The 21,854-nt window shown below is 68.0% G+C and carries 18 protein-coding genes and 2 pseudogenes; 9 read left to right on the forward strand and 11 right to left on the reverse strand.

Going from position 1 to position 21,854, the window contains the following annotated elements; translation table 11 throughout:
- The first annotated feature begins 225 nt into the window (after positions 1-225).
- Complete coding sequence (locus OG444_RS38920) at positions 226-729, forward strand: N-acetyltransferase (RefSeq protein ID WP_327266593.1); 504 nt, start codon at positions 226-228, stop codon at positions 727-729.
- A gap of 393 nt (positions 730-1,122) precedes the next feature.
- On the opposite strand, the gene OG444_RS38925 is transcribed toward OG444_RS38920, so the two are convergent.
- Positions 1,123-1,923 (reverse strand): 4'-phosphopantetheinyl transferase family protein, encoded by an 801-nt coding sequence (locus OG444_RS38925; protein ID WP_327266594.1) that lies wholly within the window; start codon positions 1,921-1,923, stop codon positions 1,123-1,125.
- 1,626 nt (positions 1,924-3,549) lie between these two features.
- On the opposite strand from OG444_RS38925, the gene OG444_RS38930 reads away from it, so the two are divergent.
- The gene (locus tag OG444_RS38930; protein WP_327266595.1) at positions 3,550-3,972 is read left to right on the forward strand and encodes a hypothetical protein; all 423 of its coding nucleotides are present in this window, start codon (positions 3,550-3,552) and stop codon (positions 3,970-3,972) included.
- Between the two features lie 244 nt (positions 3,973-4,216).
- Here OG444_RS38930 and OG444_RS38935 read toward each other — a convergent pair whose 3' ends face one another.
- The 3 genes from OG444_RS38935 to OG444_RS38945 form a co-directional block, all read right to left on the reverse strand.
- On the reverse strand, positions 4,217-4,639 hold the full coding sequence (locus tag OG444_RS38935) for a hypothetical protein (RefSeq protein ID WP_327266596.1): 423 nt from the start codon (positions 4,637-4,639) through the stop codon (positions 4,217-4,219).
- Between the two features lie 803 nt (positions 4,640-5,442).
- A complete protein-coding gene (locus tag OG444_RS38940; RefSeq protein WP_327266597.1) occupies positions 5,443-5,892 on the reverse strand; it encodes a spore-associated protein in 450 nt (149 codons plus the stop codon).
- A 379-nt stretch (positions 5,893-6,271) separates the two neighbouring features.
- Complete coding sequence (locus OG444_RS38945) at positions 6,272-6,613, reverse strand: hypothetical protein (protein ID WP_327266598.1); 342 nt, start codon at positions 6,611-6,613, stop codon at positions 6,272-6,274.
- A gap of 1,499 nt (positions 6,614-8,112) precedes the next feature.
- On the opposite strand from OG444_RS38945, the gene OG444_RS38950 reads away from it, so the two are divergent.
- Positions 8,113-9,366: a protein-glutamine gamma-glutamyltransferase gene (locus OG444_RS38950; protein WP_327267066.1), complete on the forward strand. Its 1,254-nt coding sequence runs from the start codon at positions 8,113-8,115 to the stop codon at positions 9,364-9,366.
- A gap of 432 nt (positions 9,367-9,798) precedes the next feature.
- Here OG444_RS38950 and OG444_RS38955 read toward each other — a convergent pair.
- A pseudogene (locus tag OG444_RS38955) lies at positions 9,799-10,126 on the reverse strand (transposase); the annotation flags it as partial.
- Positions 10,127-10,184: 58 nt separating this feature from the next.
- On the opposite strand from OG444_RS38955, the gene OG444_RS38960 reads away from it, so the two are divergent.
- The 3 genes from OG444_RS38960 to OG444_RS38970 all read left to right on the forward strand — a co-directional run bounded on the left by OG444_RS38960 (position 10,185) and on the right by OG444_RS38970 (position 12,492).
- Entirely contained in the window at positions 10,185-10,457 is a 273-nt protein-coding gene (locus OG444_RS38960; protein ID WP_327266599.1) for a DUF3253 domain-containing protein, read from the forward strand.
- A gap of 768 nt (positions 10,458-11,225) precedes the next feature.
- A complete protein-coding gene (locus OG444_RS38965; RefSeq protein WP_327266600.1) occupies positions 11,226-11,675 on the forward strand; it encodes a PRC-barrel domain-containing protein in 450 nt (149 codons plus the stop codon).
- Positions 11,676-12,153: 478 nt separating this feature from the next.
- Positions 12,154-12,492, forward strand: a complete 339-nt coding sequence (locus OG444_RS38970) for an STAS domain-containing protein (protein WP_327266601.1) — start codon at positions 12,154-12,156, stop codon at positions 12,490-12,492.
- 743 nt (positions 12,493-13,235) lie between these two features.
- Here the strand turns inward: OG444_RS38970 and OG444_RS38975 are convergent.
- Positions 13,236-15,254, reverse strand: coding sequence for an SGNH/GDSL hydrolase family protein (locus tag OG444_RS38975; protein WP_327266602.1), 2,019 nt, complete (start codon positions 15,252-15,254; stop codon positions 13,236-13,238).
- Positions 15,255-15,782: 528 nt separating this feature from the next.
- Positions 15,783-16,505, reverse strand: coding sequence for a helix-turn-helix domain-containing protein (locus OG444_RS38980; RefSeq protein WP_327266603.1), 723 nt, complete (start codon positions 16,503-16,505; stop codon positions 15,783-15,785).
- 22 nt (positions 16,506-16,527) lie between these two features.
- Between OG444_RS38980 and OG444_RS38985 the strand changes: the two genes are divergently transcribed.
- Both OG444_RS38985 and OG444_RS38990 read left to right on the forward strand, forming a co-directional pair.
- Positions 16,528-16,653 carry a hypothetical protein gene (locus OG444_RS38985; protein WP_327266604.1) on the forward strand — a complete coding sequence of 42 codons (126 nt, stop codon included), beginning with the start codon at positions 16,528-16,530 and terminating at the stop codon, positions 16,651-16,653.
- A gap of 156 nt (positions 16,654-16,809) precedes the next feature.
- Positions 16,810-17,184: a hypothetical protein gene (locus OG444_RS38990; protein WP_327266605.1), complete on the forward strand. Its 375-nt coding sequence runs from the start codon at positions 16,810-16,812 to the stop codon at positions 17,182-17,184.
- Positions 17,185-17,218: 34 nt separating this feature from the next.
- Here OG444_RS38990 and istB read toward each other — a convergent pair.
- From istB to OG444_RS40885, 3 genes and pseudogenes are all read right to left on the reverse strand, one after another.
- Positions 17,219-17,981: pseudogene (gene istB / locus OG444_RS38995) on the reverse strand (IS21-like element helper ATPase IstB).
- On the reverse strand, positions 17,978-18,334 hold the full coding sequence (locus OG444_RS40880) for a hypothetical protein (protein WP_442810731.1): 357 nt from the start codon (positions 18,332-18,334) through the stop codon (positions 17,978-17,980). The pseudogene istB and the gene OG444_RS40880 overlap by 4 nt, the downstream one beginning before the upstream one ends.
- A 41-nt stretch (positions 18,335-18,375) precedes the next feature.
- Positions 18,376-18,939: a DDE-type integrase/transposase/recombinase gene (locus OG444_RS40885; protein ID WP_442810732.1), complete on the reverse strand. Its 564-nt coding sequence runs from the start codon at positions 18,937-18,939 to the stop codon at positions 18,376-18,378.
- A gap of 1,065 nt (positions 18,940-20,004) precedes the next feature.
- Here OG444_RS40885 and OG444_RS39005 point away from each other — a divergent pair.
- Complete coding sequence (locus OG444_RS39005; protein ID WP_327267067.1) at positions 20,005-21,243, forward strand: GNAT family N-acetyltransferase; 1,239 nt, start codon at positions 20,005-20,007, stop codon at positions 21,241-21,243.
- Between the two features lie 128 nt (positions 21,244-21,371).
- Here OG444_RS39005 and OG444_RS39010 read toward each other — a convergent pair whose 3' ends face one another.
- The gene (locus OG444_RS39010) at positions 21,372-21,629 is read right to left on the reverse strand and encodes a hypothetical protein (protein WP_327266606.1); all 258 of its coding nucleotides are present in this window, start codon (positions 21,627-21,629) and stop codon (positions 21,372-21,374) included.
- Positions 21,630-21,854: the final 225 nt, after the last annotated feature.

Below are 21,854 nucleotides of genomic sequence, written 5' to 3' on the forward strand. Positions count from 1 at the left end.
CGCTGGTCTGCATCGGCCATCGTGAGATCGGGCTGTGTCCTGAGAGTCGTCCCGGATGCCTGGGAACCGAGCAGCCGTTGCCGTACCGATCATGGAGTCTGTCGATCGAACGAGAGTCTCGACCGGGTGATCGCGGGCACTGCCCGGCATGAGAGAGCAGAGCCCGGTGGCATACGGGGAAATTCCAGGAGAGCGGACGGCCGCGCGCTGCTACGGTCGGGCGTTATGAGCTGGCTCCCCGACAACTTCGTCCATCCCGTCCTGGTACCGCTGCCGGGCAGTGGTCATCACCTGCGGCCGATCCGGGAGGCGGACACCCCGCTCGACTATCCGGCTGTGATGGGTTCGCGCGAGCGGCTGTGGGTCATCTTCGGCCCAGCCTGGGGCTGGCCCGCGGCCACCATGACCTACGAGGCCGACCAGGCCGACCTGTTGCGGCACGAGAGGGAGATCGCCGCACACCAGTCCTTCAATTACGCGCTGTTCGACGCGGCGGAGACAGCTCTGCTCGGCTGCGTCTACATCGACCCACCGGAGAGGGCCGGTGCGGACGGCGAGATCTCCTGGTGGGTGGTCGACGAGCTGGTGGGCAGCAAGGTCGAACAGGCCCTCGACGAGCTGGTGCCGCAGTGGATCGCCGCCGACTGGCCGTTCGAGCAGCCGCGCTTCCTCGGTCGAGAGATCTCTTGGTCGGACTGGCTCGCCCTGCCGGAACACCCCGACGCGTAAGTAGCTTTTGTCGTAGTGCTCTGCGGACTTGGTGCTCGAACGGCCGTCTCGATTCGGTGGTCGTCGGGTGCTCGGCGCCCGCGAGGAGAGCCTCCTGAACAGCTCGCTGGTGTCGGCCGAGCCTGCCGGCGCCGGGTGGGATGCAGGGCCAGGGCGGGGAGCCGGAAGCGTACTGACACCGGGCGATGCTGGCCGACTTGCCTCCGTGGGGCCGGGTCTATGCGTTCTTCCGCCGCTGGCGCGATCGCGGCGTCGCCGTAGCCGCGTTCGATGGCGCTCACCAGGGCGTGCCACGAGTTCACCTTTCAGCGACCGTGTACGCCGTACGTACGCCAGCCGCGCTGGTGCAGCAGCTCTCCCGTCTCGGTGTCAGTAGCCACGTACGTGAGGCTCTCAGGTCGAATCCGTCCGGGCGACCGAGGTGTGTCCGAGTCGGAGCTGGTGGGGCTCCGCGGACTGAGCGGCGGTCGTGGGTGAGTGGTGTGGGGTGGTGGGTGGTTGGGTTTGGGCGAGGGCGGCGGTGTAGCCGTGGGGGGTGGGGAGGTCGGTGAGGGTCCAGCCGGGTGTGGGTGGTGGGGTGGGGTGGGTGCTGACGTAGGGGTGGGTGAGGCCTTGGGAGAGTCCGGTGCCGGTGGCTTTGAGGCAGGCTTCTTTGCGGGCCCAGAGGCGGGCGAGTGCGGGGGGTTGTTGGTCGGGTGTGAGGTTGTTGAGTTCGGTGGTTTCGGTGGGGTGGAGGGTGTTGATGATGTCGTTGACGGTTTGGGGGGTGGGGGTTTGTTCGATGTCGATGCCGACGGGGGTGGCGGCGAGGGCGATGTAGGCGAGGTTGCCGCTGTGGGAGAGGGAGAAGTGGAGGTTGGGGTGGGTGAGGGCGGGTCGGCCGTGGGGGCCGCCGCAGGTGGGGCAGGGTTCGCGGGTGAGGGTGATGTGTTGGGGGGGTTGGTTGAGGTATTTGCCGAGGAGGATGCGGAGGGCGAGGTGGGAGGTGGTGTAGCGGTGGCGGTCGTCGGGTTGTAGGAAGCGGGCGGCTTTGGTGCGTTCTTCGGTGTCCAGGATGGTGTGTGCGTCGTGGATGTGGTGTCCGCCGATGGTGTGGGCGGTGGTGTCGAGGGACCAGACGATGGCTTGTGTGCCGGTGGGTGCGGGTCCGGTGTGGGGTGTTTCGGGTCCGAGTTGGTTGATGTGGGTGATCATCCGACCGAGGGTAGACCAGGTGGTCGGGGGCGGGGTGGGTGTGTCCGTGCCGGTGTCCGGTGGCTGCCCGCCGTGGCGTGAGCCGTTCGGGGTTCGCTGATGGCCGCTGGGCGGTGGCCGGTTACCTGGTTTTCCGGGTTGCTGTGTCGTGATGTTTTCACGTCGTGCGGGCCCGAGTTCGACTGGTTCTGCACGTTCTTGAGTTCCCAGGTCCTGTGGCTTCTGGATTTCTGCGTGGACGGTTCTCGGGGGCTTCTTGCGCCCCTCTGCTCCCCGGCCTCTGACCAGGTTTTCCTTGCCCTGAAGCCCTGAAGCCCTGAAGCCCTGAAGCCCTGAAGCCCGGGCCCGGGGCCCGGGGCCCGGGCCTCGAAGTCCCGGGCCCCGGGACTGTGGCAGCCCTGGCGCGCCCGGCTGCCCGGTAGTCCGTATCCCTTCAGCGCTATATCCCTGCAGCCCCCGTGCCCGCCCCCCGTTGTTGAGCGACGCTGACGATGAGCATGAGGGCGACGTGCTGGTTGTCGATGGGCGGGATATGTCCACGGCTCGTTGCCGCGGGTGGCCTCGAACCGGCCGAACACGCTCTTCTCGCCGCTGGCGCCGGTCAGGCTGCCGGCGTCAGCGAAGTGCCGCTGCAGTGTTCGGTCGGTCGGTGACCAACTTTGTGTGGTCCGCAGGATCCGCCGGATCCGCCGGATCTGCCCTGGCGTTCGGGCGGGGTTCTCCCTTCTTAAGCGCGGCCGCCAGGTCCAGAACCTCGACCGGGGTGCGTGGGGGTGACCTGCCGCTGGGCCGGCACCGGCGCGGGAGACCCGCCAGCGCGGTAGTGGCGGGCCCAGCAGTCGCGTGTGCCCGCGGGGCGACCCGCTCCTGTGTCGGCCGAAGGGGTCGGTGTGCTCTTTCGCGGCCAGTTCGCGGGCGAGCTTCCCGCGCTGGCGTGTCGTGAGCTTCGTGTCGATCAGGTCCTGGATCAGGCCGTAGCGGAACAGGCTCACCTGCCGGGCCCGTTCCGCCCGGGGACGGTCCTCGTCCTCACTCGGTGACGTAGGCAACCCACCCGGTGTCTCGAACGGAGTCCGCCGCTTCGATGGCAGACACGGTCAAGACTTCCGGCACCCGCCTATCCCGCCCAGGGGCCGGGCCCCGATCACCACGGCCGCATCCGCCCGCCACGGCCAGAGAACCTCCGCCAGCAGCACGTGCGTGACCTTGCAGCCCGAGCAACGTGTACGACGTGGCCGTAGAAACAGCCGGGCTCCCAGGTCACCCCGGATCGACCGCGGTCGGCCTTGACCCCACGGCGCCAGAACCGCCTCACACGCCTGACAAGTCAGTCGGCCCCGCCGAAGCTGACGCTCCACCAACAGCCCGTCCGAGTCGACAACCAGCACCGACACCTCCACCTGACCTCCAACGATCAGCCGGAACCTCTCCAAACGGACCACCGATCGTGCTCGACTTGCCCGATCGCCTGTCTGCCGTGTTTGGTCTGGTGTGCTCTCACGGACCAGGCCGAGACCTCATCCGCTTCGTCTGGATGGTGAGAGCTCGGACAATGGAAGAGCTGGAAGTAGCAACTTTCCGAGATCGAAGCAGGTTGCTGAGCCAATGAAAGGAACGCCGTCCACCATGCAGATGGTCACCTTTGCGGCCTGGCGGGACGATGCCCTTCACTCGGGCCGCCCGGCCGATCGCCGCTACGTCACTCTGGCCGAGCTTCTGGTCCGACTGGGGAGTTACGGACTCGGGCTGACATGGAAGGCTCAGATGTTCGACGAGCAGCCACACCCGGCGTTCGCACGGATGACGAAGGCTTCAGCAGGCACCGGAATCCCCACCCTTGAGTTGCTGGCCATGGATGCGCCCTACCTGCAGGCGGTCGACGGCGACTTCGAGGGTTATGCGGGCAACGAACTCGTACTGACCCTAAGGGAGTTCGACAGTTCCAGTTGGGATGTCCGCACAGCCGACGCGTGGGTGCTGAGTGAGATCCAACGCCGTTACCCCGACGCCAGGCCAATGACCTCAGACGAATGGGACTCCACGAACTGATTCTCCGCGGAGGGAGCCACGTAGCCACCGGTTGTGCACGAGCTCTTCGTGCACACAGTGTCGTCGCACACGAAGCAACCATCAGAACTCAGACAAGGACACAGCCTGTGCCCAACGGGAGTGTCGCAGTCCCCCCGCTTGATCGCCACGCAGAGTGTCGTCCAACAGCCCGGGCGGCACAGCGCCGCCAAGCTACGGTGTCTGAGGCCGCCCTGCATCGGGCTCGAGAGCAAAGCCCAGCGAGCTATTCCCGGACGTCGGCAGCCGTGCGGTGAAGAACGTGCTTGTCCAGGACGATGGTGTTGCTGCTTCGGACGGCGCCAACGAGGTCCGAGAGGTTGCCGTCGAGGTAAATGGCCCTTCCCTCCATGCGGTAAGTGCCCGTGTTGACGCCGATCTTGAACACGGGGCAATCGTCCAGGTTGCAGATCACGTTGTTGATCTGCTCGAAACGGCCGTCCGCGGTGAAGGTCAGCTTCTGGATGTAGAGGGTGATTCCCGGGCGGTCCTTGTCGACGGACTCGGCCCACTGCCCTGTCAGCCGAGCCTGATGAGCGGCCGGGGCGTCCGCCCCCGCCACCTGGGCGGCGGCAGAGCCACTGGTGGCCGTCATGGCGGCCAGGAGCAGCAGTGCGGTGCCCAATACTGACTGCATCGTCGTCTTCATCTGCGCGCTCATCCTTTGTTCGTCGGTCCCTGGTTTGCAGAAGACGCAGCAGGGTCGGCTTGCGTGACTGGGGGTGACAGCCCCTCGCTTCGGCGCATGCTGCTGGACAGCCTCCGTGGTGAATGCTGTCGGCGTTGGCGGGCCCGACCGTATCCGTTCAGACGCCGACCTCGTTCCCCCTCGACAGGGACCGCGTCTCGTTTCGCTTGCTTCGCGGACGCAGTGAACACTCCACACCAACCAAAGGGGACGGAGGTACCGGGCCACTTCCGCTATCCGGCACGGGGCACACCGGCGGACACTGATTGGCCGAGAGTCACCAGGCTCATCACATCGGCAGTCACCGCGCCGACGCTCGCCGCGTTCCGGTTTGTCGAGGGCCCCCGGCCGCTGGCCCTGCGGCACTTCCTCGGATGACCGGCGGCTGCCCCATGGGGCAGCGCAGCAGCCTGACCAGCACTGATGACAAACGCCGACAGCTCCGCCGACACCGGCCCAAGCCGCCGAGCATGCGTCCACGTTTGGGAATGATCCGCAGGTCAGCGCGCGGGTTCCGTCGCGGCCATCTGCTCGTCGTGCTCACGCAGCATCCGCATTACGGTCGTGGGCGAGGGGTGCTTCCCTCCTTCCATGACGGCCGCGCACCCGAGGGAGGGGGCGGACGCGCCCTCGCCCCGGCAGAACTCGGCGAGTCTGCCGGGGCGAGCCGGACCACGGCGGTTCCCGTGCGGTCGTCGGGTTGCAGGTCCTGCCCCCGACGACCGCACGACGGCACAGGACGTCGCGGTCAGGAGGAGATCGGGTCAGCGGACCTCGGTGACCCGGTGCTCCTTGCGCGCGCCGCAGTTGGAGTTGTAGACCTGCACGTGCACGTTGCTGATGCCCCCGCCCCAGTCGACGCAGTGGCCCTTGCCGTACACGTACGCCGGGCCCGCGTACGACGTGTACCGGCCGAAGTCCTCGCCCCGCTCCCAGGTGGCGGGAACTTCGATCCAGAGGGCCATGTCCACGGCCGCACCGGGGTTGTTGCGGATGGTCGCGACGCAGTTCTTGCCGTTCGAGGCGTTGTACGTCAGGTAGACGGTGCCCAGCGAGCCGATGGCGGCCGAGTTCACGGTCTTGTAGGCGCTTCCGCAGACCTTCTGCGGCGTGGTGTTGGGCGCGGCGGTGGCGGGCGCCGCCAGCGCGGTCGTGGCCCCCAGGGCCAGGGCGGCGAATGCGGTGGTGGTAAGGACGGAACGGGTGAATTTCATGTTTCCCCCTGGTCGTCATCGGAGTTGGTCGCTCCTGCATTGAAGGACATGAAGGACGGCGGAACGGTTGCGCATCGTCCGCAAAGGATGTGACCGCGCCGCTGCCTTACCACCCCGCCCGCCGGCTGACGGACGGCCACAGGCGGGCGTCGAGGAGTGGGGGTGGTCGGATCCACGCGTACGCGAACACCTCGTAGACGCTTTGCCCGGCACCTGACGTGCGGGCGGTACGGGTGGCCCGCCGACGGGGATGACATCTCCCGCGACCCGGTGCTCGCGGAGATGGTCGCGGGCGACCGCAGGTACCCCTGACCGGGCCGCTGACGAAGGCCGCCGGCCGGGCCTGTGCCAGGCGGCCTGGCCGAGGCCGGCGGCGTGTCTACTGGAGCGGCCGGGAATCGGGGAGGAAGCAGAGTTCCCGGGCAGTGTCCAGGTCCTTGTAGGCCTGCGTGCGGCTCACACACGTCGCCTTGCAATCCCTTTCAGTGATCACTTTGCGTGTGGTCTCATAAGACGGCGCCTCCCTGACGATGCGTGCGGTCTTCTCGATCCGCGGCAGGTAGATGTCCCACCACTTCGGCCCTGTCCGGCGCCGGAGCTCCTTGAGCAAGGCCAACCGCGGGCTGGGCAGGTCGCCGACCTTGCGTACTGCCTGCGGGCTCCAGCCCGGGGCCACGCACTCCCAGCCCTCTTCCGTCTGCCGGGCAGGGCCGAAGGGCATGTGCCCCCTGCCCGGAGTCGTCCTTGAGCGCGGCGTTCGGGAGCAGGCCCAGCGTGGTGGTCCCGACGCAACGCGAGGCCGGCGTTGCGAATCGCATCCGTAGCGGAGTCTCTGTCGAGGGCGGCGAGGATCACACCGACGGCCGCCGCGAGGAGATCCGCCAAGGACCCGAGCCTTCGGGTCCGGCATCGAGGTCCAGTTCGCGACAACCCCCGCCGGGTGGTCAGGACTCACGCAACTGAGACAGCGTCACCCCGCATGCGGTAAAGCCCGAGAATAGCGATCCCATGCAAACCTCTCACCCCCGAGCCAGTGACCCCACCCGCTCAGAACAGCCTGTTAACAGCAACACCGCTCCATGGCCCGCTGTTTCTCACCCCACCGCCGCAAAAGCAAGAGATCGCAACCAGCCGTTTTGCAGAGGACGAGGGCGAATGACAGCCCTGGGCGGGGCAGTGCAACGACCGAAGGCCCACAGCGGAAAATGGCGAGGATATTGCGGTCCTTCAGGTAGGCGTTCGTCCGGTTGAGACCCGGAGCGTGTGGATCGGAGTCTTCGCACGAGGATCGCCGCCGCCGCTGCGCGAAACGCTTCGGCCCGGCCGACAGCGCCGTCGTGCGCCACTCCTCAGGACTCCCGAGGTCGCCGGTACCGGTCTCACCGCGGGCCGTACGCCAGGGGCAGGGAGGACGCTGCCACTACGTGCCCCGATGCCGCACTCGCCTTCCTTGATGACCGAATACCACCCTAAAAGACAGCGTGGCCGATTTTGTAGCCGCGGTGTTGTAGGGGGGTTGGCGGCGGGTCATGATCACTTCTCGTACAACCCCACTACCCACCCGGGAGGCGAGATGTGATAGCAAACCCCATTTCACGGGATGGAGCTGGAAGGCCTGTGGGCTGCCTGCCGGTACCTGCAACCCCGGCGCCACAGTGCAGGGTTCTGGTTTCTGAGCAACGGACGTTTCTGAAACTCACCTGTAAAGTCGCGCGGAGGAATTCCGGGGGATTCCGGGGGGTTTTCGTCTCGGCCCCCGCGCAGGCGGTTCTCAACTTCTCCCGCGCTACAACATTTGCGCAGGCACGGCCGTTCACGCCGAGCGGATCCGCCTGGCGGCACGGCTTCAATGACTCCGCCCCGCCCGCCGGGCTCCGCTACCGCGCCGACGCAGACCACGGGGTCCGACACGCGGCGTCATCACCTGGCCTGATGCAGCCGACCAACCCGAATGTGGGGCGGAGCCGGCTCTGACCGCGGCAGTCCCGGGTCGGCCGTACGAGGCATGGCTGTCCGCCCGTCAACTGCCGACGGCCGCACGGCCTGGCTGTCTCGCGTCCGCTGCCTCTCTTGTGCCGGTGTTCTGCCGCTCTTCGGCGCCACGACGCAGGAGTGCGCGGCCTTGACCTGATCAGCAGCTCGCCGCGTTCCCTCCGCCGTGCCGCTCTCTCGCACGCCCTGCATCACGAGATTCCGCTATCAAAGGAGTTCTTGATCTTCATGTACAAACGCTCGGGGTTTCTCGCCCTCACCACGGTGGGCGTAGTGCTGTGCACCGCTGGTCTCACGCCTTCGGTCAGCCAGGCAGCTGGCAGTGCCGACGGCGAGAAGGGGTCCTACGCCGAAAAGCACGGCCTGACAGTGGATGACATCGGGCACATCAACGCACTGAACGAGAAGGCTCTGAATCTGGGTCAGCCCGGCAGGCCGGCGGGAGGGTTACTGCCGAGTGCCACCGAGTCCCTCAGGGCCTCAGCATCGGCCGGCGACAGGGTGACCCCTCCAGCCGAGCCGCTCGACAGCATGCCCGATGCGTACCGGGCCCACGGAGACAGGGCAGCTACCGGCATCAGCAACTACATACGCAAGTGGCAGCAGGCGTACAGCCACCGCGACGGCAAACCTCAGCAGATGACCGAAGCGCAGCGAGAACAGCTGTCCTACGGGTGCGTCGGCGTCACGTGGGTCAATTCAGGCCCCTACCCGACGAACAAGCTGGCCTTCGCGTCCTTTGACGAGAACAAGTACAAGGACACTCTGGAGACCACGGGTCCACGGCCGGGCGAGACGCGGGCCGAGTTCGAGGGGCGCATCGCCAAGCAGAGCTTCGATGAGACAAAAGGGTTCAAACGGGCTCGTGATGTGGCATCCGTCATGAACAAGGCCCTGGAGAACGCCCACAACGAGGGGGCCTATCTCAGCAACCTCAAGGCAGAGCTCACGAAAAGCAACGACGCTCTGTCCAAAGAAGACAGCCGTTCGAACTTCTACTCAGCCCTGAGGAACACACCGGCCTTCAAGGATCGAAACGGGGGCAACTACGACCCGTCCAAAATGAAGGCGGTCATCTACTCGAAGCACTTCTGGAGCGGACAGGACCCCAGGAACCCCTCCGACAAGAGGAAGTACGGCGACCCGGACGCCTTCCGCCCCGACCAGAGCACCGGCCTGGTCGACATGTCGAAGGACAGGAACACCTCGCGCAGCCCCGCCAAGCCCGGCGAGAGCTACGTCAACTTCGACTACGGCTGGTTCGGGGACCAGAATGAAGCGAACCCCGACAACACCATATGGACCCATGCCAACCACTACCACTCGCCCGGCGGCGCCATGGGGCCCATGCAGGTGTACGAGAGCAAGTTCCGCAACTGGTCCAGCGGCTACACCGACTTCGACCGCGGAACCTACATCGTCACCTTCATACCCAAGGACTGGAACACCGCCCCCGCCAAGGTGAAGCAGGGCTGGCCGTAACACCCCGCCCCGCACCACGAACACGCCCTCCGCGTGACTGATCCCCGCCCCACCACATGCCACATGCCACATGCGGAGCGGGGAAACCCTTCGATCACCCACACCCCCGGTTCGCGGCCCGATGACCACCCCGGTACCGGTGGGGTGCTGCCGATCATCCCAGGGCTCCGATATGAGCACTGAACACTCGGACAGGCAGTCATCCGCGTCGTCGACGAGGACCAGGTGGAGCCCGTCGAGGAACCGGACCGGCGTATCCCGCCTCCCCTGTTGCCAGCCACTGACGACAGGGGAGGCGGTGGGTACCTCCGGGAACCAGGGGAGACGGCCGTACGGCGGTCAGCAGTCATCGCCGGCATCGACGAACGAGAACGCCCGCGATGGGGACGGGCAACAGCCCTCTGCACGCCGCCGCACGTCACTCCGGTCGGTGGTCCGCTCGATCACCCAACGGTGCCGACCTGGCCGTTGCGATGACGCGACGCCTTTGCGGGCGACGCGGACGCCGATCCGTTTGCCGCGTAGCCGTTTTCGCAGGTGGGGATGGCGTAGGCCTTGTCTGCGCGGACGCGTTGGGGTTGCAGTGGCGGCCGCGGTGAGAGTCGTGTCTCGTTGAGTGACCCATGACCGTGGGCTTCAGGGCGAGGCCGTCGGGGGCTTGGCGGCGGTGAGGCCGACGAGGAGGGGCAGGCCGTTCGCGTCCGACATGGCGTGCATCTTGGAGCCCGGCTGTCTCGGCCCACGGGCTCGGACCTGTGCGTGAGCGGCGCCTCGGCCGCCGTCATGATTCCCGTGATCGCCGGGGCGATACTGGTGGAGTGACCGACACCGATCGGCAGATGGATCAGCGCCTGGAGCGAGCCATCCTGGAGCTGCTGGAGCGTAGGGGCCCGACCGCGACGATCTGTCCTTCCGACGCCGCCCGGGCTGTGTACGGAGGGGACGACGACGGCTGGCGCGCGTACATGGAACCGGCCCGCAGAGCGGCCCGGAGGCTGGTCATGGCTGGCGAAGTGGAGATCACTCAGGCCGGTCACCCCGTCGAGCCTGCTACGGCCCGCGGTCCGATTCGTATCCGCCGTACCCGCTGAAAACCATGGGGGCGAGCACGGCCTGATCTGGGCCGGATACAAGCCCGGGGGCGGCAGCGCCCCGGTCCTTGCACATGCCCCGTGCCCCTTCCTACCAGTCCAATATCCCAGGTGGGCGATGTGGCTGTAGCCCCGCCGCCGCGTTCGACACGGACGCCGGGGCAGCCGCACTCAAGGATGAACCGGCTTTCGAGGAGATCGTCTTCTACGGCTTGGCCGAGCTCGCTGCCTGGGACTACCCGCCCGCAGGCCGCGACGACCTACGGGTCCAGCGGCGAGGTGGGCGCGTACGGTTTTGCCGCCTTCGGGCCTGGGACGACGGTGGGGCGGGCGAGTCGTTGACCATGTGCCAGCCGAATCCGCCGGTGCCGCCGGCGAGGTCGAGGGTGCGCGCGCGGCGTGGGGGCTGAGATCGTGGACGGTGCGGGGTGGGCGCGGAGGCTGGCAGGTGTTGATCGTCGACAGCGACGTCCTGCTGGGGGACGGCAGCTGGGGCAAGGGCCGGCTGCGGTCAAGGCCGAGCGGAGGCACAGACGGACCGCAGTCTCTGCCATGGGGCGTCGACGAGCGTCTGTTCATCAGGCGAACGGCTGCCGACGGCTCCGAGGAGGCGGAGGACCCGACCGGATCGAGTACGTCAACGGGCCTTCCCGATGGGCGGAGGGCGTCGGGTGCCGGCCTCGACTGACGGCGGCGCGGCGATTCCCCTCGGCTTGCGCGGGTAGCCGACACACGACAGCGAGCGCGGCAGTGAGGCAAGGAGCACCAGTGATCACTCAAGACCAACTCGAGGCCATTGCCGGATGTGCGGCGTACACGGACCAGGGGCAGCGCTTGGGCCAGGTGGAGTACGTCCTGGTGGACGACACCACCGGCAGGCCCGAATGGGTACGGATCACCGACCGGTCTTCGGGGTTGGGCGGTGTGTTCGTTCCATTGCGCCAGGCGGAGCTGCGGGACGGGCGCCTGGTGGCCCCGTATCCGGTGGCGCTGATCGAGCAGGCTCCCTGCGCGGCGCTGGACTGCGGGAACGTGCTCTCAGTGGCGGAGGAGGAGCAGCTGTACGGCCACTACGGCGTGCGGGATGCACGCGACGAAGTGAATGCGGAGGGCGGCGCGGGGTGGGGGGCGATGGACCGGGCGCAGGCCATTCGCGAGGGCACGGCAGGCCAAGAGCACGCCGTCTCCCGCCTACGACCGGTGCAGCCGGGGCGGTGAGTCGGGTGCACCGGGGGACCGGGCCGTTGGGGGCGGGGCCGGCCCCACGGGCCCGGCCGCTGGGAAGCTGCCGGACAGCCCGGCCGACCTGCCGGAAGGGCGGCCCTGGCCTCCGCGGCGAGGAGGCAGACATGTCCGCACACCTTCCGGACTCAGGCGCATGGAACACTTCCCAACCGCCCCGTGAGCAAGAATCCGTCCTCGGAGTGTGGGGCTGCCGGCGCCGGCAGACAGGTCCTCGGCGTATGGACGGGGTGGGGGATGCGCCGTGATTGCCGCAACGGGGCATGGGTAGACGCAACGCATCGATCAACCCGGTCTGGCGAAGCCCGCGCGCCACCTGGTGGTCACAGCCGGTGGCCAGTGGCGAGGCGGCCCCCCCTCGCCCGGCTGTGCGCGGCACCGGTCGCGCGCTGAGACGGCCATGCCCGTCCCGATGGGTGCGGCCGTGACGGTTGCTGTGAACGGCGGATGCGCCATGAGCCTCAGAGACTTCACCGTCGGCGTTGCCGAGCAGCCGGAGCGGACCGTCGTGTCCGTGAGCGGCGACATCGACTTCGAGACCTGCTCCTTGCTGAGCCGCGTCGTGGACGCGCTCGTTCTGCCCGGCCGGACGCTGGTCCTTGACCTCACCCGCATCACTTTCCTGGGCACCAGCGCCCTCCACGTCCTGCTCGCTCTACGCGCTCGCGCCATCGAGGAGGAATGGACCCTCGAGCTCGCCGGCACCCCCGACCAGGGGCTGCGCGTCCTGGAGCTCACTGCCACCCGCCACCTGTTCAGCCTCCACCCCGCCATGGCACCCACTCCGAGGTGAACACACTGCGTGGGTGGGCTGCGGATCTGCCAGACCCGCAGCCCCGGAACAAGAGGGTCCGTGCGGCGAAAGTCAATCTGCCACCTGCGCCCCCTCCGCTTGATGTTCTTCGCCTGGATGAGACAGCCGAAGCACTCCCCGGAGCGATCCACCCACCACCACAGGTAGTCCGCCGCGACACGGCCCTCCTGCTGCCTGTTGAACAGCGCGTACCGGACCTCAGGGCGGACGGCTCGGAACAGCCGCCTGGTGATGTACTCCTCCTCCCACCCTCCCTCGTCGGCGATGAGCTCGCTCATTTCTGCCTCGACCTGGGCCGTTGCCCTGCAGAACGCTTGATGCACAGGAGACGTGGCGTAGCTCGCTGTGCCTTCTTCCCTCATACCGCTGGCCCCCCTCGACGAGGGCTCAGGGCATCGAGGAACCATCTGCCTGCACCGCTCCATGTCCTCACCTGCGGCTCTACGCAGTGCAGAGCGGTCCGGCGCCTGCAGGGTGCAGTGCCGGGCCGCTCTGCCACGCGTCAGGCGACTGTGGCCGGTTGCCTGGTTCCGGGTGTCGGGAGACGGCTGGTACGGACAGCCGGCGGTGTTTCTGCGTGCCCGGCGAGGGACCTTCGCGCAGCAACTCACCCACGTCTCCACGAGCCGGACAACGTGGTCGACCGGGGCACCGACAAGGAGCCGGATCGTCGCCTCGGGTCTGCCCCCGCGTGGCTCGGGCGGGGGCGAGCCGCACGGCTCCTACCTCGCCCGCGGCCTGGAAGCGGGTCCCCGGTAGGACGGTCCCGTTCCGGGGAGCAGGCTGAAGACGGCAATGCTCGCGGCCCACAGGACGGCCAGTCCGAACAGCACAAGCAGCAGCCAGGGCCAGCGCCCCCTGGTCTGTTCCAGCTCCCAGGCGCGGATCCGGTCCTGACAGTGCGGGTTCCCGGGGTTCTTGGTCATGCTGCATTCGGGCTCGGGGGCCGACAAGGCCTGGCTCGTGGCCTGCCCCTGGCCGGTGGGGGCGCGTCGTTCCAGCAGTTCGGGGTGGTCGTCCAGCCAGGTGGTGAAGGTGTCGAGCATGGCTTCGTGGCCGCGCTCGTTCGGGTGGAGGCTGTTGTGGATCCATTTGGCCGGGCTGAACCGCTGCGAGGCGAAGCCGTTGACCGATGCGATGTCCACGAAGTTGATGCCAGCGTCGCTCTTTCTCCCCTGGCACAGCTGGAGCCGGTGCGCCTTGAGGCTGTCCTTCATCTCGGCCAGGTACTCGATGTCCACGTTGGCGTCGGTTGCGGCGTCAAACATCGTCTTGTCGACCTCGTCCACGAACCGGTGGATGAAGTCCCGCTCGGTCTTCGTCAGAGCCACTCCCTTGCAGCTGTCGGGTGTGTCGAACGGCTGCGGGTAGGGCACGGCCACGATGGGCACACCGGCGGGCAGGGCCTTCCTCAGCGACCGGAACGTCGCGGTGAGGGCCCCTCGGACCTTTGGCAGGTTGCTCGTGAACACCGACTCCTGCTCCTCGCAGCCCCCGGGTGCGATGCACGCCTCTCCGAGGACGGCGAAGCCGGCGTCGTTGCCTCCCAGGGTCACGATGACGAGTGCGGGGCGGAACGGTGATGCCTGACTCGCGAGCTGATCGATCTGGGTGCCTGGCTCGCCCCTCTGCACCTTGAAGAAGCCTGCACCGGGTTTCGCGATGACGTTGAAGGTCCGCGCCCCAGAACATGCAAGGAACAACAGACGGTCGAACCGCCGGTTCCCCGTGGCGAGTCCCACCGCGTATGCGGAAGGCGAGCGCCGGCATTCGTTGCGGCCACCGTCGTCGGTTCCCTCGAAGTAACTGCCCGCGCCCTCGCCCGACATGTAGGAGTCGCCGATCGCCACGAGGACGCGCTCCCCTCCGGCCGGATGGAGGGCCTGCGGTTTGGGGTGCTCGGGGGGAGCCGCCGCGAGCACGCAAAGCGCCGCGAGCACGAGGGCGACGTCTGCATGCGTGTTGGACACGATGGCCAGCAGCAGCACCAGCGCCATGGCGACGAGGACCGCAGCCAGCACCCAGTCGAAATACCAAAGACATGCGACGGCCAGGAAGACCACGACGAACCAGGCGATACCCAGCCACCCGACGACGCCGAAACCAGCTTCGGGTCCCGCAGCAGACTTCCGCTCACGCAGTCGGCGTACGCCCCACTCGGACAAGACATTGAGCCCGAGCGGCAAGGCCACGAAGAGGGCCACGCCGAGGGCGATGAGCAGGGCCAGGAAGAGGCCGCCCTTGACCTTGGGCAGCAGGACGGCAACCGCGCCCGCAGTCACCACGGTCAGGGCACACAGGGCCACACCCCACCGCCGGAGGGCCTTCCTCGGCTGACCAGGTTTGGCCCCCCGCCACGCCTCGACGAACCAACCCAGACCGAGCAGCAGCAGGACCGAGCCGACGAGCGGCAGGGCGTCCCCCTCGACACCCGCCCCGTGGACAACGAGCACCAGCACTCCTGCGGCGGTCAGGAACGCGGCCGCCCACACCAGCCACTGCGGCGGGTCCCCGCCCGGCCGTCGCTGATGCCCCACCCACAGCTGTCGCACGACGAAGACGACACTGCACACGCCGAAGAAAATCAGCGCACCGTACAGCTCCGAGAGCGGCACTCCGCGGCTCGACTCCACGACGAGCACCACGGCACCCACGACGAACAGGACCCGCGGCCCCCACCACAGCAGGATGCCACGCCGGTCCCTTCGGCCGGCCTGCTCCGCCGACTCGTCACCGTTCATGTTCCTGCACCCTTCTGCCGGTCGAAGAACGTCGGGCGACGCTCGGTCAGGAACACGCACCACCCGTGAACACCACGCGATGCCTCACCGATATCCGGCGCCAGGACATCGAACGCTGCCGAACCAAGGTCCTTGCCGCACTCGACAACTCGCCGCCAACGGCGCCGACATCAGCGTCTCCGCAGTCTCGCGGGCCGCCGGAGTCCACCGCAGCCTCATCTACCGCCACCCAGATCTGCACGCGCCGTCACCCCCCCCCGCCGCCGCAGCACAGATCAACACCCTCGACCGGCCCCAGCGTGAGCAAGCGGTCTCTCCGGCCGACATCGCGAAACTCATCGCCGCGTCCGCTGCTTGCGTCGCCATCGTCTCCAGCTGGAGGGCGGGGACTCGGGGTCTGCATCGGGGCGCCTTCCTCTCAGTGGGCGAGTGCGCGGTGGCAGAGCTCAGGGGGTTCGCGTCCGACATCACCCTAGAAGCGGGAAGAAGGGGCGAATCGGTTCTGCCGGAGGGCTTCGCGTGTCGCGGTCAGGACAGCGATCGCGTGTCGTCCGGGGCCGGAGCGCGTGACTCGGGTACCAATGAAGCGCGCTGTGGTCCGCAACGACCGGCTGAGCGCGAAACTTGCCAACTCGCAAAGAGTCGCGTCAACGTGCCCGACACCTGCCGCGAGAACACGTCGGCCATCCCTTCGGTCTGACCAGGCACGACTCGACCGCGGCCCGTTTCTACGGATTGGTAGCCATTCAGAACGGCACCCTCGCCGAGGGCACCGCCCGGGGCAACGGCTCCGCGGAGATCCTCAAGTGCCGCCGCTTTCGTTGGTCTCGCAACCTCGGCTGCTGGTACCTTCCGCATTCCCGCGGCCGGCCTGCGGACGCGGATCTCTGTGCCGTCGATGATTCCGGTCTGCCCGCTGGAACCGGGGTGGTCGATGACCTCGGCGAGCGTCCGCAGGCGAAGTCCCTGGGAGATGGTGCAGCCTCGCTCGGCCAGTAGAGGCCGGACTTCGCCGATGGCCCGGGTGACGGTGGACCGGTCAACACCGAACCAGCAGGCCAGCACATCGTGAGTGGCCCCATGGCGGAGGTGCACCAGCGTGGCCAGGAGCCGGTCGATGAAGACCAGCCGGTGCTTTGAGCCAGCGCCGACGGCCCCCTTCCGCGGCCTGGCCACCAATCTCGCCTGGTGCCGGTCATGCCATGACGGACCCAACTCGGCAACGAGTTCGGCGATCACGTCGGCTGACAAACCTGTGATCCTCCGGTCGCCGATGATCGCTGCACGAGCCTCTGTCCACCTACCGCTGTTCCTCTGGGGCCCGCTCCTCGCAGCCGTCACCATCTCCTACCACCGCCGCCATCGCACCCCGCGCCGCCCGGCGGGGATCGCCGTGTGAGCGCCCGCCCAGAGGCGGCGTCTTCTGCCATTGCCGGCGTACGGACTTGTCTCCCCAGTTGCGTACGGACGAACGTCCCCAGCTCTGATCGCGGGTTGCGGCAGTGCGGCAGGGATCTCGGTTGAGATCGATGTCCCGAACAGGGACACTCGCGCGATGAGCCGCAGCAAATCGTCTGAACCGATCGAGCGAGGGTGGGACGAGCCCTGGTATCGGGTCCGTATGGAGGGTTTCGAGGCATCGTTCCTGCCCAGCAACGGCGAGGACTTGGACGAGGTCTGCAACGTCGATGTCTTCGTGACTCTGGAGGATGGGTCTCGTTGGACCGCGACCGTGTTCACCGTCGCGGAAGTCGAGCGCCTGATGAAACTCTGGGCAGGGACCGACGAGGCCCTCGGGGGCCGGTACTTCTGGTTCTCGGACGGCCTGATCGTCAGGGATCCGGGCATCGACAGCATGACCGACGTGATCGCCGGACTGATCGAGAACGGCGAGTTCTCCGAGATCTTTCAGCCGGTGATCAACAACTGATCAAGTGTTCGGCCGCCGGAAGCGACGTGGGTTGTCAGGCCACGTCGTTCTCTCGCTCGATCGCCTTGAGGCGGTTCTTGAGCCGGTAGCTGGGGCGCCGTTGATGGAGATCACTTCGCAGTGGTGGAGGAGCCGGTCGAGGATGGCGGTGGCGAAGACCTCGTCGCCGAAGACCTGGCCCCATTCGCTGAAGGTCTTGTTCGAGGTCAGGATGATCGAGCCTTTCTCGTAGCGCTTGGAGATGATCTGGAAGACCAGGTTCGCCTCGGCTCGTTCGAGGGGCTGGTACCCGACTTCGTCGACGACGAGGACGCTGGGCCGCAAGTAGGTGCCGAGCTTGTTCGTCAGACGGCCGGCGGCTTCGGCGGTTTTGAGGTTGCGGACCATGTCGTCGAGGCTGGTGAAGTGGATCGAGTAGCCGGCCCGGCAGGCCGCGACCGCGAGAGCGACGGCGATGTGCGTCTTGCCGACCCCGGGCGGCCCGAGCAGGGCGGCGTTCGCCTTGCCGTCGACGAACGAGGGGGTGGCCAGGTCCTTGACCTTGCGCGGGTCGAGGTCGGGCTGGAAGGAAAAGTCTTACTCGTCGAGTTCTTGTGGTGCGGCAGCCGGGAGAGCCGCAGGCCCTGGCGGAAGCGGCGGTCGTCGCGGACGGCGAGTTCCTCGGAGAGGACCAAGTCGAGGTAGCCCATCTTTCCCTCGTCGGCCCGCCGAGTGTACTCGTTGATCGTTTCGGCCAGGTGGGGCAAGCCGAGCTTGCCGGCCGTGTTGCGGATGCGGGTGGAGACCAGCTCGCTCAAGACGTTTCCCTCGTGCTCGGACGGGTGGTGAAGGGACGGGTGCCGGTCAGCTCGTCATAGACCGACAGCGCACGGCGGCCGACCTCGACGTGGGTGGTCGTGGCCCGGTTCAGCAGTGCCTGCAGAGGTCCGGCCTCCTCGCCCAGTGGACGTTCATGGCGAGGTCGTGGCAGGACCTCGCCGGTGGTGGTGCGGCGTCCCTTGCCGGTGGGTAGACCGTCCCAGTGGGCCTCTTCGACGACGCGGACCCCGCGGCCGATCGCCCGCGGATGGTTGGCCAGCAGCGTCTCGCCGCTGCTGTCCGCGATGGTGGAGTGCAGCATGACCTGCGACTTCGTGGCCCTGATCTCCACCAGCTGACGTGGTCGGACCCTGCGGGCGCGGCGGGCACCGACTAGAGGTTGCCGCCGAAGGCGACCAGGCAGTCCTTGCCGACCGGCCGCAGGTGCCGCTCGGCCACCAGATACGGAGTCTCCGGCAGCGGTTTGAGGGTCATGTGGTCGCGGGCCGCCCGCTCTCCGATGATCTGCTGGTGAGTCCTGTGGGCCTGAGCCCGTCGCTGCGGCACCCATGCGGCGAAGGCGGCGTCCATCTCCTCGACGGAGGAGAAGGACCGGCCGGACAGGACGTGGTCACGGACGATGAGGACCTGCCGTTCGACGCGGCCCTTGCCGGTGGGCCGGTAGGCGGCCAGGACGTCGATGTCGAAGTCATAGTGGCCGGCGAACCCGACCGCTTCCGGGTGCAGCGGGACCGCCTCGCCCGGAGCGACGTGGCGGCGGACGACGGTCTTCGTGCGGTCGTAGACGATCGTCATCGGGACGCCACCGAAGTGGGCGAAGGCCCGGCGGTGGCAGTCGAAGAACGTCTGGAGGTCCTGGCTGGTGGTGAAGCAGCAGAACGGGTCGCGCGAGTACGACAGCGTTATGTGGAAGGAGTAGACCTTCCCGATGCCCATGTGGGCGAGGATCTTTCCCTCGTCGCGCCCCAGTCGACCTGGGCCTGGGCGCCGGGGATGACCTCGAAGCGGCGGTGCATGCCGGCGAGTTCCGTCGGCGTGATGCCGAGTTCCTCGGCGATACGAGGCCGGGCTTCCTGAACGTAGAGCTTGACCCTCTGGTAGTTGCCGTGAAACCGTACGCCGCGGTCAGCCGCCCGTGGATCACCGCGGCCTTCATCAGGATCTCCGCCCGGAGCATCGAGTCGACCAGCGGCGCGAACTCGTCGATCACCCTCGCATTCGACCGCCCGTTCGGCGACCGGCGCGGCGGGGTCGCCGGATCTGGTGCCGACAAATACTTGCGGACCGTCTTCCGGTCCAGCCCGGTCTCCCGGGCCGCCTCCGAGAGGCTGATCGCCCCGGACTCCAACAGACTCCGGAAGCGCCGCAGTTCCAACCATCGATGCGGATCCAGGACCATCGTCGACCGCCTTCCGCCGCCTCTCACCGACCAAGCAGCAGAGTGCCGAGCAGCAGGTCTCAACGCATCAACAACTGTCCCTTTTCATCCGTACGCGGGTGGGGACGTTCACGTGTACGCCGACACCGCGGCCGCCTCCTGAACCAACTTCACATCATCAGGACCATGGTTGTAGGTGTTTATCTCATCCATGATCACGACCCTATTCGGACCGGGATGTGGCGGCATGCCGAGCCTATCCACGGACGCTTCGTCTCCCCAGTTCCGCAGGGGCGAAGAAGCCCAAGGCGCCGAACCCGGGCGCCGGCGCCGGCGCCAATGTCGTAACCTTCTGCGACTGCACCGGACTGACCGACCTCCTCCGGGCCCGGGCCGCAGCCCGGCAATCCGGAGCCTCCTTCGGCACAGGTCCACGTGAACGCACCCACCGTGATCCGTCCCTTCGACCCCACCGAAGCCGGCTCGCTTCTCGGACTCGGGCTCGCTGCGGCCTGAACGTGAGCCGGCGTGGTTGGCCACCCCGTGCCCGTCGGCGCTGACGACGAGCTGCGAAAAACTTGTTGGACCGGATGGTGGGGCGATGCCACAGTCTCGCTGTGACCATGATCAAAAGCTATTCCGGAGCTGTTTCGTTGCCCGACGGCCTCGTCCTGCGGCAGGCGAGGCCCGCAGATCTTGACCAGATCGGCGCGCTCCTGTCCGAGCGCGGTGAGCCTGACGACGCCGTCGACCACCGGCTGGTGGTCAGCGACCCCGACGCGGGCCTGTCCGCCTGTGCCGTGGTCGTCGACGGCGACCGGGTCGTGTCCACCGCGACGCTCCTCGACGAGGAGGTGTGCATCGGTGGCATCCGTCTGCCCGCCGGGCAGGTGGAACTGGTCGCCACCGCGACCGAGTACGAGGGACGCGGGCTCGTCAGGGCGCTGATGCACTGGGCTCACGAGCGCTCTGCCGAGCGCGGCCACGTCGTCCAGGCCATGATCGGAATCCCGTACTTCTACCGGTTGTTCGGCTATGAGTACGCCATCGACATCCCGCAGGCGCCGGCGCTGAACGTGAACGCCCTGCCGCCCGGCGATGGGACGGCGACGCTCCGTGCCGCCCGGCCCTCCGACATCCCCGCCATGGCCGCCCTGCAGGCCTCGGCCCAGAGCGGGTTCGATGTGACCATGCCGCACTCGGCGGCGTGCTGGCGCTGGCTCCTGGACCACGGGGCGAGCAGCCTCTGGGTTCTGGAGCAGGCCGGCACGGTCATCGCCACCGCGCGCACCACGCCTCCCGGTGAGGAGATGCTCCTGGCCGAGGCAGCGGCGCGCGACGAGGCGGCGGCCCGCGACCTCTTGAGCGGCGTCGCCGCTCTGGCATCCGGCGACGATCCACTACGGATCGTCCATCGGGCGGGCACCGTGACGGGCAACGCGTGGCAGGAGTTCGTCGACCACGAACCGCGCGGAAATGCAGAGCAGTACTACCTCCGCATCCCGGATGTCGCAGCGCTGCTCGACCGGCTGCGTCCGGTGTTCCGGCAGCGCCTCGCCACGGCCGGGGTCGACCGCACCGGCCGGGACATCGTCATCTCCACCTTCGGCGCCCACTACCGGATTCCCGTCCTCACGGGCGGGCTCGGTGAGGTCGTCACCGGCGGCCCGATACAGTCGCCGGGAGCTGTGGAAGGCGCCGGGGTGGCGCCCGACCATCTGGCCGCCCTGCTGTTCGGCCCGCACGGAATGGAGGGGCTGACCCGGATCCGCCCCGACGTCTACTCCGCGGACGAAGAGCTGTTCCAGGTGCTCTTCCCTCCCCTCACTGCCGACGTGCTCAGCTACTACCTGCCGTACTAGTCGGCTCAACCCGCGTGACGCGGGGCCGGTCGCGGGCGTTGAAAGCCCGACACGTGCCAGCCGGCCCACCACCCTGGGCTGGTATCCGTGTGACGGTCCCGCCACTCCGTCCGGTGGCGGGACCGTCGTCAATGCCCCGGCAGCGGCGGGCACAAGCGCTCGTGCAGGTACAGCAGGGCCGCCATGTCCGCCACGGCCGCGAAGTCGGCCAGCAGGGTGCGGATGCGGGCTTCGGCGCCGTCACGGACCGCCCGCACGATGTGCTCGACCGTCTCCCGGGCCCGGGGATCGATGCTTGCCGGACCGGCCGTGGCCCAACCACGGCCGGCCGGCCCGGCAGACTTCCCCGGCCCGGCACCCGCCGAGGCGCATGACACCCCCGTCATGCCCTCCCCAACGGACCGCGCTGCCGCAAGGTCACTGCCCCCGGCGCACGCCTCGGGGCGCAGCGGGTACAGCCACCGGCGCTCAACCCATGACTGCCGCTAGCCCTCCAGGCGGCCCAGGAGCAGGTCCGCGCAACCGATCCCGCCTCCGGACCTGTGCGCGCATCCGTTCGGCATCGCCGCACTGAGCAGCTCGACCGGTACGTCCCTCACCCTGCGCCTCGA

It is taken from the genome of Streptomyces sp. NBC_01232 (assembly GCF_035989885.1).
In the GTDB taxonomy this organism is placed as follows: Bacteria; Actinomycetota; Actinomycetes; order Streptomycetales; family Streptomycetaceae; genus Streptomyces.